The 12,477-nt window shown below is 40.6% G+C and carries 8 protein-coding genes and 2 rRNA genes (1 of these 10 cut by a window edge); 1 reads left to right on the top strand and 9 read right to left on the bottom strand.

Going from position 1 to position 12,477, the window contains the following annotated elements:
• The 8 genes from IGJ14_RS04720 to IGJ14_RS04685 all read right to left on the bottom strand — a co-directional run.
• A 23S ribosomal RNA gene (locus IGJ14_RS04720) occupies window positions 1-929 on the bottom strand; it reaches 1,986 nt to the left of the window's first position.
• Window positions 930-1,273: 344 nt separating this feature from the next.
• Window positions 1,274-2,834, bottom strand: a 16S ribosomal RNA gene (locus tag IGJ14_RS04715).
• The 16S and 23S rRNA genes sit together here, the layout of an rRNA operon.
• A gap of 681 nt (window positions 2,835-3,515) precedes the next feature.
• Window positions 3,516-5,018: a HAMP domain-containing sensor histidine kinase gene (locus tag IGJ14_RS04710; protein ID WP_065096743.1), complete on the bottom strand. Its 1,503-nt coding sequence runs from the start codon at window positions 5,016-5,018 to the stop codon at window positions 3,516-3,518.
• Window positions 5,015-5,701: a response regulator transcription factor gene (locus tag IGJ14_RS04705; protein ID WP_010735834.1), complete on the bottom strand. Its 687-nt coding sequence runs from the start codon at window positions 5,699-5,701 to the stop codon at window positions 5,015-5,017. The genes IGJ14_RS04710 and IGJ14_RS04705 overlap by 4 nt, the downstream gene beginning before the upstream one ends.
• A gap of 187 nt (window positions 5,702-5,888) precedes the next feature.
• Window positions 5,889-7,310, bottom strand: coding sequence for an NADP-dependent phosphogluconate dehydrogenase (gene gndA / locus IGJ14_RS04700; RefSeq protein WP_034688385.1), 1,422 nt, complete (start codon window positions 7,308-7,310; stop codon window positions 5,889-5,891).
• 205 nt (window positions 7,311-7,515) lie between these two features.
• Window positions 7,516-7,695, bottom strand: a complete 180-nt coding sequence (gene rpmF / locus IGJ14_RS04695) for a 50S ribosomal protein L32 (protein ID WP_010735836.1) — start codon at window positions 7,693-7,695, stop codon at window positions 7,516-7,518.
• A 57-nt stretch (window positions 7,696-7,752) separates the two neighbouring features.
• Window positions 7,753-8,322: a YceD family protein gene (locus IGJ14_RS04690; protein ID WP_195274524.1), complete on the bottom strand. Its 570-nt coding sequence runs from the start codon at window positions 8,320-8,322 to the stop codon at window positions 7,753-7,755.
• Between the two features lie 175 nt (window positions 8,323-8,497).
• Window positions 8,498-9,463, bottom strand: a complete 966-nt coding sequence (locus IGJ14_RS04685; protein ID WP_019723059.1) for an AEC family transporter — start codon at window positions 9,461-9,463, stop codon at window positions 8,498-8,500.
• Window positions 9,464-9,697: 234 nt separating this feature from the next.
• Between IGJ14_RS04685 and IGJ14_RS04680 the strand changes: the two genes are divergently transcribed.
• Entirely contained in the window at window positions 9,698-10,588 is an 891-nt protein-coding gene (locus IGJ14_RS04680) for a LysR substrate-binding domain-containing protein (protein ID WP_195274525.1), read from the top strand.
• Window positions 10,589-10,668: 80 nt separating this feature from the next.
• Here IGJ14_RS04680 and pyk read toward each other — a convergent pair whose 3' ends face one another.
• On the bottom strand, window positions 10,669-12,453 hold the full coding sequence (gene pyk, locus IGJ14_RS04675; RefSeq protein ID WP_010735840.1) for a pyruvate kinase: 1,785 nt from the start codon (window positions 12,451-12,453) through the stop codon (window positions 10,669-10,671).
• Window positions 12,454-12,477 lie beyond the last annotated feature (24 nt).

Below are 12,477 nucleotides of genomic sequence, written 5' to 3'. Positions count from 1 at the left end.
AGATGGGCCCCTAGTCCAAACAGTGCTCTACCTCCATCATTCTCAATTCCGAGGCTAGCCCTAAAGCTATTTCGGAGAGAACCAGCTATCTCCAAGTTCGTTTGGAATTTCTCCGCTACCCACACCTCATCCCCGCACTTTTCAACGTACGTGGGTTCGGTCCTCCAGTGCGTTTTACCGCACCTTCAACCTGGACATGGGTAGATCACATGGTTTCGGGTCTACGACTACATACTCAAACGCCCTATTCAGACTCGCTTTCGCTGCGGCTCCGTCTCTTCAACTTAACCTCGCATGCAATCGTAACTCGCCGGTTCATTCTACAAAAGGCACGCCATCACCCATTAACGGGCTTTGACTTGTTGTAGGCACACGGTTTCAGGTTCTATTTCACTCCCCTTCCGGGGTGCTTTTCACCTTTCCCTCACGGTACTGGTTCACTATCGGTCACTAGGGAGTATTTAGCCTTGGGAGATGGTCCTCCCGGATTCCGACGGAATTCCTCGTGTTCCGCCGTACTCAGGATCCTCCTAGGTGCCTTCCAAATTTCATCTACGGGGCTTTCACCCTCTCTGACTGACTTTTCCAAGTCATTCGACTATCTGAAAGAACTACCATATTGGAGTCCTACAACCCCAATGAGCAAGCTCATTGGTTTGGGCTTTTCCCGTTTCGCTCGCCGCTACTCAGGGAATCGAATTTTCTTTCTCTTCCTGCAGGTACTTAGATGTTTCAGTTCTCTGCGTCTACCTCGTATACGCTATGTATTCACGTATACGTAACATCCTATAAAAGATGCTGGGTTCCCCCATTCGGAAATCTCTGGATCATAGCTTACGTACAGCTCCCCAAAGCATATCGGTGTTAGTCCCGTCCTTCATCGGCTCCTAGTGCCAAGGCATCCACCGTGCGCCCTTATTCACTTAACCTTATCAACCTTGCGGTTGGGTTTTGATCTTTCTTCTAGCGATAGAAGTCCAATCAAGAAAAATAAGCAATTGAACTTATTAAAAAACTCTATCCAGCACACAAATCAGCCTTTTCGACAAAAAGATCGTCCAATCCGTGAAAGCAAGCTTTCACTTCTGGCCGCCTATTTTGCTTAAGGCTAAACGATTTGTTTAGCTTTCAAATTCAACGCGGTGTTCTCGGTTTGTATTACTTACATTTTTACTTCAATATCCAGTTTTCAATGAACAAAATTTTGAGAGTAGACCTCTCAAAACTGAACAAAGTATCGACAAACGTGTGTAGTCTCCGTAATATTCCTTAGAAAGGAGGTGATCCAGCCGCACCTTCCGATACGGCTACCTTGTTACGACTTCACCCCAATCATCTATCCCACCTTAGGCGGCTGGCTCCAAAAAGGTTACCTCACCGACTTCGGGTGTTACAAACTCTCGTGGTGTGACGGGCGGTGTGTACAAGGCCCGGGAACGTATTCACCGCGGCGTGCTGATCCGCGATTACTAGCGATTCCGGCTTCATGTAGGCGAGTTGCAGCCTACAATCCGAACTGAGAGAAGCTTTAAGAGATTAGCTTAGCCTCGCGACTTTGCGACTCGTTGTACTTCCCATTGTAGCACGTGTGTAGCCCAGGTCATAAGGGGCATGATGATTTGACGTCATCCCCACCTTCCTCCGGTTTGTCACCGGCAGTCTTGCTAGAGTGCCCAACTAAATGATGGCAACTAACAATAAGGGTTGCGCTCGTTGCGGGACTTAACCCAACATCTCACGACACGAGCTGACGACAACCATGCACCACCTGTCACTTTGCCCCCGAAGGGGAAGCTCTATCTCTAGAGTGGTCAAAGGATGTCAAGACCTGGTAAGGTTCTTCGCGTTGCTTCGAATTAAACCACATGCTCCACCGCTTGTGCGGGCCCCCGTCAATTCCTTTGAGTTTCAACCTTGCGGTCGTACTCCCCAGGCGGAGTGCTTAATGCGTTAGCTGCAGCACTGAAGGGCGGAAACCCTCCAACACTTAGCACTCATCGTTTACGGCGTGGACTACCAGGGTATCTAATCCTGTTTGCTCCCCACGCTTTCGAGCCTCAGCGTCAGTTACAGACCAGAGAGCCGCCTTCGCCACTGGTGTTCCTCCATATATCTACGCATTTCACCGCTACACATGGAATTCCACTCTCCTCTTCTGCACTCAAGTCTCCCAGTTTCCAATGACCCTCCCCGGTTGAGCCGGGGGCTTTCACATCAGACTTAAGAAACCGCCTGCGCTCGCTTTACGCCCAATAAATCCGGACAACGCTTGCCACCTACGTATTACCGCGGCTGCTGGCACGTAGTTAGCCGTGGCTTTCTGGTTAGATACCGTCAAGGGGTGAACAGTTACTCTCACCCTTGTTCTTCTCTAACAACAGAGTTTTACGATCCGAAAACCTTCTTCACTCACGCGGCGTTGCTCGGTCAGACTTTCGTCCATTGCCGAAGATTCCCTACTGCTGCCTCCCGTAGGAGTTTGGGCCGTGTCTCAGTCCCAATGTGGCCGATCACCCTCTCAGGTCGGCTATGCATCGTGGCCTTGGTGAGCCGTTACCTCACCAACTAGCTAATGCACCGCGGGTCCATCCATCAGCGGCACCGTAAAGCGCCTTTCAAAACGAAACCATGCGGTTTCGATTGTTATACGGTATTAGCACCTGTTTCCAAGTGTTATCCCCTTCTGATGGGCAGGTTACCCACGTGTTACTCACCCGTTCGCCACTCCTCTTTTCCCGGTGGAGCAAGCTCCGGTGGGAAAAGAAGCGTTCGACTTGCATGTATTAGGCACGCCGCCAGCGTTCGTCCTGAGCCAGGATCAAACTCTCATAAATAAAAGTTAGAACAATCTTGCGATTGTTAAGCTCAATTTGTTTGCTAGCATATTGCTTGCTTGTTAAAAATGTTTGTTGTCTTGAATTGAATCAAGACGCCCTACACATTTGGTTTGTCTTACTTTGTTCAGTTTTCAAAGGTCTATTCTTTCTTATTTAACAACTTTTATATCTTAACATTTCTTTAAGAAGTTGTCAACAAGTTTTTCTTTCTTAACTTAGAAAGTTGTTTGTCGTTGTTTCTTAGCAACTTCATTAATATATCATCTCAGTTGTTATTTGTCAACAACTTTTTTCGTTGGTATATTAAGGTTTTTATCGCCTTATTTTTAACGACTTCGTTATTATAACACAGCATCAAAACCTCGTCAACATTTAAATTCAACAATTTATCATGACTTTTCTTACTGCTTTGTCAGAACAAATAATAATATATCAAGGACTTAAAAAAATTGCAATAGAAAAAATGCTTTTTTCAACGATTATTTTCAAAGCCGAATATTCGTAGAAGATGTTTAAAAATCAACAGTTTTTTGATGTTATTTAATTGTATTATTCTAGTATTTTACAATTAAAGTTCGTCTCTTTTTAGAGGGAAGGCTACGTAAGAACTTCTTAGAAATCAATAGCCTAGGGAAGTTTGTCGATAAATCCATAAAAAAAACAAGTAAAGTCATCACTTTACTTGTCTTCTGTTCGTACAATTGGTACAAAAATTCTAAAAATCGTCCCTTGCCCTACTACACTCTCTGCTAATATTCTTCCTTTATAGCTTTCTACAAGTTGTTTGGCAATCGACAATCCTAAGCCATTTCCACCTTTTGTTCGTGCTCTTGCTTTATCTACACGATAAAAACGATTAAATATTTTCTTCAAGTCCTCTTCAGGTATTCCCTCCCCAAAATCTTGGATCGCGATCTCAAATTCGCTAAGCGTGGATGAAATGGAGATATGGACTTCTTTTCTTGTCGTTGAATACTTTACCGCATTATCTAAAATGATGATAATCAATTGTTCAAAATGATTTCTAAAAATTTGTAGTGTTACTTCTTTAGGTAAGTCATCATCCAGTGTAATAACATAATCAGGATAAAGTAATTTAAAATTATTGAATACTTGGTAAGTCACTTCTTTTGCATTCGTCGTTTCGTTGGCATAATAAACATCCACTTGCTCTGCACGTGATAGATCTAGCATTTCTTGTACTAAACTTTTCATCCGACTGATTTCTTGCATACTTGCAGTTAGGGATTCTTCTAAAATTTCGGGATCATCTTTCCCCCAGCGATTCAATAAGCTGAGATGCCCTTCAATAATTGCTACAGGTGTTCTTAATTCATGTGATACATCTTCCACAAATTGTTCTTGTTGTTCAATATACAAACGCATACGATCTAGCATTTCATTGAAGATCTCAGCAAGGTCTGCTAACTCATCATCTGTATCAATCTCTGGCATATGGATATCTGATTGTGGATCTTTACGGATCGTATCCATCGTATCTCGTAATACTTTTAACGGTTTTAAGAAGTAAGAAGATAGGAAGAAACCTAAGATACTACTTAGTATCAAGGAGACAATCTCTAGCACGATCAAAGTCAACAAAAGATTATTTCTTATATCATAGAAAGATGAAAGTTCATAAAACGTTTGAGTATAGCCGATTTTTTCTCTTGTTTGTTTAGAATAAATAGGTTGGATCGATAAAAAGCCAGTTTTCCCGTCTAAAGTAACGATCGTTGGGATCTTCCTGGTCGTTTGGATCAATGAACGACTTTTTTCATGTGTTTTAAAAATCAATTTTTCATCCAGATCGTAAACATACAGATCCATCGATGCTTGACCAAGTTCGGAAATAAAGGAGTCGATTTTCATCAAGTTCCCTTCAATGACAGCAGTATCATCTCCAGTACCACCGGTTTGGTCAGCGTTCGTTAAGTTTCGATAGGCATTGATCAATGTCAACTCCTCATCTGAATTTGATAAACGAGAAGCCGCTTCAGAAATGGTATGTTCGACATTTGCTCTTTCCTTAGCTACGATCAGATTGATCGATGATTTATAGGTGATCACTGCAAAAATCGTAAAGACGACAAATATGAAGAAAGAACTTGCAAAGGCCCACTTGATCGTCAAGGATGGACCTTTAAGTTCTCTTTTTTCGGTTTGATTGTAATTGCTCACGAGCGCATCACGTAACCAGTCCCACGTACTGTTTGAATATAGCTTTCCTCACCAGGAACGTCGATTTTATTACGGAGATAACGAATATACACATCCACTACGTTTGTTTCCACTTCGGTTTCGTAGCCCCAAACTTTGTTTAATAAAACATCCCGTGCAAGTACCACGTTGACATTTTCCATCAAAGTAAGTAATAGTTCATATTCACGCTTCGTTAATTCAATGACTTCATTGCCACGACGTACGACTCTATTTTCTTTTTCGATCGTTAAGTCGCGATAAGTGATCGTTGTTTGTTTTGCCACATTTTTGTCTCCTTCGATGTCGATGCGGCGTAATAAAGCACGTAGACGCGCTAACAATTCTTCGATTGCAAATGGTTTGACGATGTAATCATCTGCACCATGATCTAAACCAGAAACTCTATCAATGACAGAATCTCTCGCAGTCATCATGATAATTGGTGTATTTTTCGCTTGGCGTACGCGACGACAAACTTCAAGTCCGTTCAATTCAGGTAACATCAAGTCTAATAAAATTGCATCCCACTCATTATTCAAAGCAGCATCCAGACCTGTTCGTCCGTTGTAATGTACTTCAGCATTATACCCTTCATGTTTTAATTCTAACTCGACAAATCGGGCTAAGTTTTTCTCATCTTCAATGATTAGAATATTACTCATTCAATTTTGTCCTTTCTCTCCTAGGCTTCTAAACTCCATTATTATACCAATAGTTAATTTAAAATCTATAATCATTTTATCATGGAATACTATTTTAAAAAAGAGCTGAAGTCGCCCTCTATAAAATGACCTCAGCTCTTTCATTTATTACTTATTTGTTTAGCATGTTGAAGAATAAAGAAGCTGATTAATCTTCGTTATACCATGAGTAATGGAAGATTCCTTCTTTGTCAACACGTTCATACGTGTGTGCGCCAAAATAATCACGTTGTGCTTGGATGATATTTGCAGGCAAACGTTCGGCTCTGTATGAATCAAAGTAAGCAATCGCTGAAGAGAATGTTGGTACCGGTACGCCTGCTTGAACAGCTAACGCAACAACTTCTCGCACGGCTTGTTGGTATTTCTTAGTGATCTCAACAAAGTAGTCATCCAATAATAGATTTTCAATGTCAGGATTGTTTTCGTAGGCATCAGTGATTTTTTGTAAGAAACGAGCACGGATGATACAGCCGGCACGCCAGATTTTTGCAATTTCACCGAATGGTAAATCCCAGCCATAGTCTTTCGATGCGACACGTAGCTGTGCAAACCCTTGTGCATAGCTCATGATTTTGCTGAAGTATAACGCTTCACGAATTTTTTCGATAAATTCTTTTTTATCGCCGTTGAATTCAAAATCATTCGTATGTGTCAAGATTTTGCTTGCTTGTACACGTTCATCTTTGTATGCAGAGATATAACGGGCAAAGACAGACTCTGTGATCAATGGAAGTGGCACGCCAAGGTCTAAAGCACTTTGACTTGTCCATTTCCCTGTTCCTTTATTCCCTGCAGCATCAAGGATCACGTCTACGATCGGTTGACCTGTACCTTCATCGTCTTTACGTGTCAAAATGTCCGCAGTGATTTCGATCAAGTAGCTATCTAATTCACCTTCGTTCCATTCTTTGAAGATATCAGCCATCTCATCGACAGATAAACCTAAAATATTTTTCATCAAGTCATAAGATTCGGCAATCAGTTGCATATCACCATACTCGATCCCATTGTGGACCATTTTGACATAATGGCCTGCACCATTTGGACCAATGTAAGTTACACAAGGGGTGCCGTCTTCTGCTTTTGCAGAAATTTGTTCAAGGATCGGTGCAACTAATTCATACGCTTCTTTTTGTCCACCAGGCATGATCGAAGGTCCTTTCAACGCACCTTCTTCTCCACCTGAAACACCAGTCCCGATAAAATTGATACCAGAGTTGGCTAATTCTTCATTTCGACGAATCGTATCTTGGAAGAAGGTATTCCCGCCATCGATCAAAATATCACCTTTGTCTAAATGTGGTAATAATTCTTGGATCGTTGCATCTGTTGCTGGTCCTGCTTTGACCATCAAAAGAATACGACGTGGTTTTTCGATTGAATCAACAAATTCTTCGATTGTGTATGTTGCTTTGAAGTTTTTGTCTGGATGTTCTTCTACCACATCTGTTGTTTTTGCTCCTGTACGGTTGAATAGTGCAACAGAGTAGCCGCGGCTTTCAATGTTAAGGGCTAGATTTTTACCCATGACGGCCATTCCGACAACGCCGATTTGTTGTTTTGACATATAAACTCCTCCTACATATGGGATGTTCTCCCTAATCTCTCTCATTATAGCTTAACATAGCTTACTTGCAAACCAAATAAGTACGAATCGATGATGTTTCTTACTTCTTGTCATTCCGAATACAATTGTTATTTCAGAATCAAAAAAATAAACCTCAAGGCTCCATGGTTAGCCTTGAGGTTTTACATTTTCTAAATAAAATGTATTAAGCTTCTTTAGACATTACGTCCTTACCATCGTAGTAACCACAACTTGCACATACGTGATGGCTTTTTTTCATTTCACCACAGTTTGGACATTCGTTCAATCCTTTGATTGTCAATTTGTAATGAGTACGACGTTTTGCTTTTTTAGCTTTCGATGTTCTTCTAGCTGGTACTGCCATTTTGCTACACCTCCTTGTAAAGTCTCGTATCAATATTTGATACAATATATTCCAATCTTACGCGTTATCATCTTCTTCTGATGCTGAATCAAAAAATTCTGATAGTTTTGCAAGACGAGGATCTACTTTTGTCTCAGCTTCTTCCGTTTTGCGTTTTTCGTACTCTTCTTCGGATAGCACTTCCCAATCGTTCCCTTTCGGTAATTCAGTGGAATGCTCTTCTTCTTCTGTGAGTACACGCATCGGAATCGCCAATAAAATGTTGTCTTCGATCGACTCTGTCACATCTAGATGCGTTCCTTCGATTAAGAGGATCTCTTCTGAAGATAACTGTACATCTCTACGTTGGTATTGCTCCATCGTCATAAACAATTCATCTACAGACAGTTTGATTGGTAATTCAACTGGTGTCAATGAACGAGTGGACGGAACAGTCAGTGTCGTCTGCGCAGTGTAATGAACGAGATAGCCTTTGTTATCTACTGAGACTAGACCTTCGACTTCCACAGGCGCAACATCTAAAATTGAATCGTCTCGCTTCATAAGAGCCTTTTTTACGTCAAGGGTCTCATGAAAAGTTAACGGTGTCTCTTGGTATTTTCTCAATTCCAATAAAGACCATTTCATAGTTTCATCACTCCTAAGCAACAAAAGCTATTATACAGGGCAAAAAGTCGGTTGTCAATGAAATTTTCTTGACACCTTACACTTCATAAAAAAACACAGAGCGTTTTTCTCATCTACGTGAGATTTATTCGCTCTGCGTTTACTTTGTCGCTAGCTATCACCGTTTGATCAGATATCAAATGTATTGGATCAATTGCATTAAAATAGGTACAACGAACACAAATAGTAAGGTACTCGTCGTGACAAGATTCGTTGCATACTTCACATCACCGTGTGCTTCATTTGCAAGGATTGGTAAGACAGCTAGCATAGGTGTAGCTGACTGTACGATCAACGTTTGTTTCAGTAGAGGGGCTAGTTCTGCACCAAAGGCATATTTACCTATTACCATGAGTCCAATCAATATAGCTGGTGCTAAGATAAATCGACCGATCAAAGCAACGATCGTATCCCGATCAAATCGAATACTTTTCAACCCTGCATCGTATAAAACAATTCCGATATAGATCAATGATAATGGCGTCACGATCCCGCCTACATAATTTAGTGTTGAATTGACAAAATCAGGTACAGGGATCTCTAACACCAAGAAGAAAAGCGCAAGAATAAAACCTAATAAAGGCGCTGGCAAAAGCTTTTTCCAATTCAGCTTCGTTTTCTTTTCTGTTCGATCTTTTGTCGGGTCATCATTAGCGATCAAAAACACACCAAATGCCCAGGTCGATACGGTATTTGTCACATAATAAATTAAAAAGTAAGGTAAAGAGGCTTCGCCAAAAAGGGCAATATTGAGTGGCAAGCCAATAAATATCGTATTGGCATTCACTACTGCATTCATAAAAATCCCCCGTCTACCTGGTTGTATCTTGAGTAATTTTGTTAGCACATAAGCAATCAGGTAGGAAATGATCACTGCAGCGATCGGATATATCAAACTTCCAGATAGTTCAATCAAACTGCTTTTAGTTAAATTCTTCATAACTGAAACAAAAATCGAGGCGGGTAAAGCTACTTTAGTAATCAAGGAAGAGATACTTCCCCCAAACTGTTCATCAAACCACCCCAAGCTTTTTAGTACATAGCCTAGTCCAATCATCAAGATTATACTGATCACACTTTCAATTGATTGAAAAAATACCATTTCTTCCATCTCCTCAGTACCCATTTAGTGAAGCAATCTCTTTATAAATATGAGCCAGCACTGCTCAAACATGTTGCTTCTTCTATTTTTTGTTTTAATCTAAAAGACGATTCGCGTGCCACTAGCCTAGCAGATTACTTATTTCTTTTTTAAGTGTAGTCTTTTAGGTTTGTTATAGTCAAAATTATCGATTACAATAAACATTATTTATATGTCAAGGGAGCGAATCGATTCATGAATACAAGAGATCTTGAATACTATGTTCAAATCGTCAAACAAAAAAACTTTACTAAGGTGGCTAAGTTTTTTGAGGTCAGTCAACCGACGATCACTTATGCCTTACAACGCCTGGAAAAAGAAATTGGTGCCACACTGATTACAAGAGATCGTTCCCATCATGAATTGATCATCACTCCTGCTGGTAAGCAATTATTGATCCATGCACAATCCGTCTTACAAGAAATTACACTTGCTAAGGCAGAGATTGCTCAACTACAAAAGAAAAAATTGCGCTTTGGTATGCCACCTATCATTGGCAATGAATATTTTCCAAAATTATCGAGCTATTTTATCAAGCATCAATTAATGGGTCAAATCGATATCATCGACGGAGGTTCTCGTGATCTATATGGCATGATTCATCAAGGGCGGATTGATCTTGCGATTCTTGGATCAACGCAACCGATCGTTGATCAAAAGCTAGAAGTCGAGCCATTGTTGGATAAATGCTTCATGATCATTGTGTCCCCTTCACACCCTCTAGCAGATCGTACAAGCATTTCTTTTAAGGAGCTAGTCAACGATCAATTTGTTTTATTAAATGAACACTACGTCCATCCTGCTGCGTTTACAAAGCTTTCTAAGCAAACGCATATTGTACCTAAGATCGTTTATCAGAGTAATGACTTAACTATTTTGAAAAGCATGATCCGAGAAAATATCGGGATTGGCTTTCTCACCGAGATCGCAATTCATCCTGAAGATAATCTCGTAGCTATTCCTTTAGCAGATACTGCTCAACCACGTTTTTTGATTTCATTAGCCACTCGTGCACAGCAGTTACCAACGGTTTTACATGAAAACGTGATCGAAGTCATCCATGAATTTATGAAAACTCAAAAATGACTTGCTCAACTCACACACAATAAAAAACAAAAAAAGAGTGCTGAGATTTCTCTCAACACTCTTTTTGATTTTGATTTCAATTAGATAGCTGTTGTTTCTCCGCGATAAACGATACCACGACGAGCGTCAACAGTGATCAATTCACCATCTTTGATTGTTGAAGTTGCATCTTTCGCACCAACGATTACAGGAATATCTTGTGCAATTCCCACAACTGCTGCATGTGAAGTCAAACCGCCTTCTTCAACAACTACTGCTGCTGCTTTTTCGATTGCAGGCATGAATTCTTTGTCAGTTGAAGGAACAACTAATACCATACCATCTTTTGCTTTTTTGATTGCTTCTGCTGCTGATGAAGCAACTACAGCGTTCGCTACAACAGATTGTTGGCCAATTCCTTGTGCTTCAAGCAATTTTGAACCAATCATTTGAATCTTCATTACGTTTGTTGTTCCACGTTCACCAACTGGTACACCAGCAGTGATCAAGATCAAGTCACCTTCTGAAGCGAAACCTAATTCGACTGCTTTTTTCGCAGCTAATTCAAACATTTCGTCTGTTGTTGTTGGTTTTTCAGCAACTGTTGGATATACACCCCAGTTAAGCATCAAACCACGTTTTGTGCGTTCGTCAAATGTAACAGCTAAGATGTCAGCATCTGGGCGGTATTTAGAGATCATTTTTGCTGTGTAACCAGATTCAGTTGCAGCAACGATTGTTTTTACGCCTAAGTTTTTCGCAGCACGTGCCACTGATAAACCGATTGTTTCTGTTACATCAGTTTTGTCAAATTCATTTAATTGGAATGAACCTAATTCTGCTAATGCTAATTCAGCTTGTTGGTCGATACGAGCCATTGTTGCAACAGCTTCAACAGGATAGTCACCATTTGCTGATTCACCTGATAACATTGTTGCGTCTGTTCCGTCAAATACTGCATTGGCAACGTCAGATGCTTCCGCACGTGTTGGACGTGGGTTTTCTTGCATTGATTCTAACATTTGTGTTGCAGTGATTACTGGGATACCCGCAGCGTTACATTTTTTGATGATACGTTTTTGAACCATTGGTACTAATTCAGCAGGAATCTCAACACCCATGTCTCCACGAGCAATCATGATACCATCAGAAACTTTGATGATTTCATCAATGTTGTCGATACCTTCTTGAGATTCGATTTTAGGGAAGATTTGAACATGTGTCATGTCTTTTTCTTCTAAAATTTCACGAATATCTAATACGTCTTGTGCTTTACGAACAAAACTTGCAGCGATGAAGTCGATGTCGTTATCTAGTCCGAAGCGGATATCGTCTGCATCTTTTGGTGTAATACCTGGTAAGCTGATTGAAACGCCTGGTGCGTTAACACCTTTACGTGATCCTAGCATACCTGCATTTTTCACTTCTACTACTAATTCACGCGTTGCTTCATCTTTTTCAATGATTTCCATGTCGATCAAACCATCATCGAATAAGATATGTCCACCTACATGAACGTCTTCAAAAAGACCTGGATAAGTTACTGCGATTTTTTCTTTTGAACCTACATGTTCAGGGTCCATTGAGATGCGTGTTTTGTCGCCAACTTCAAATTTGATGTAGCCTGCACGGCCAAAATCTTCTTCAGTTGTGCCTTGAACTGTTGTACGGATTTCTGCACCTTTTGTATCTAAAAGGATGCCGACATCTTTACCAGTTTTCTTCACTGCTTCGCGAACCATTACCATACGTGATAATTGTTCTTCATGGTCACCATGTGAAAAGTTGAAGCGGAAGACATTTGCTCCAGATTCAATCAATTTAGAAATAGTTTCTACTGAATTACTGGCTGGTCCTAATGTACTAACGATTTTCGTTTTTTTCATTTTACAAAACTCTCCCATTCAAAT

The organism is Enterococcus sp. DIV1304_2 (assembly GCF_050555445.1).
Taxonomy (GTDB): Bacteria; Bacillota; Bacilli; order Lactobacillales; family Enterococcaceae; genus Enterococcus_B; species Enterococcus_B pernyi.
The sequence above is the reverse complement of the archived record's forward strand: the minus strand, read 5'-3'. Positions and strand labels throughout refer to the sequence as shown.

Excerpts from the sequence above, each read along its gene's own strand:
- pyk (WP_010735840.1), bottom strand. The coding sequence starts at position 12,453 with ATGAAAAAAACGAAAATCGTTAGTACATTAGGACCAGCCAGTAATTCA.
- IGJ14_RS04685 (WP_019723059.1), bottom strand. The coding sequence starts at position 9,463 with ATGGTATTTTTTCAATCAATTGAAAGTGTGATCAGTATAATCTTGATG.
- IGJ14_RS04680 (WP_195274525.1), top strand. The coding sequence starts at position 9,698 with ATGAATACAAGAGATCTTGAATACTATGTTCAAATCGTCAAACAAAAA.
- IGJ14_RS04705 (WP_010735834.1), bottom strand. The coding sequence starts at position 5,701 with ATGAGTAATATTCTAATCATTGAAGATGAGAAAAACTTAGCCCGATTT.
- rpmF (WP_010735836.1), bottom strand. The coding sequence starts at position 7,695 with ATGGCAGTACCAGCTAGAAGAACATCGAAAGCTAAAAAAGCAAAACGT.
- IGJ14_RS04690 (WP_195274524.1), bottom strand. The coding sequence starts at position 8,322 with ATGAAATGGTCTTTATTGGAATTGAGAAAATACCAAGAGACACCGTTA.
- gndA (WP_034688385.1), bottom strand. The coding sequence starts at position 7,310 with ATGTCAAAACAACAAATCGGCGTTGTCGGAATGGCCGTCATGGGTAAA.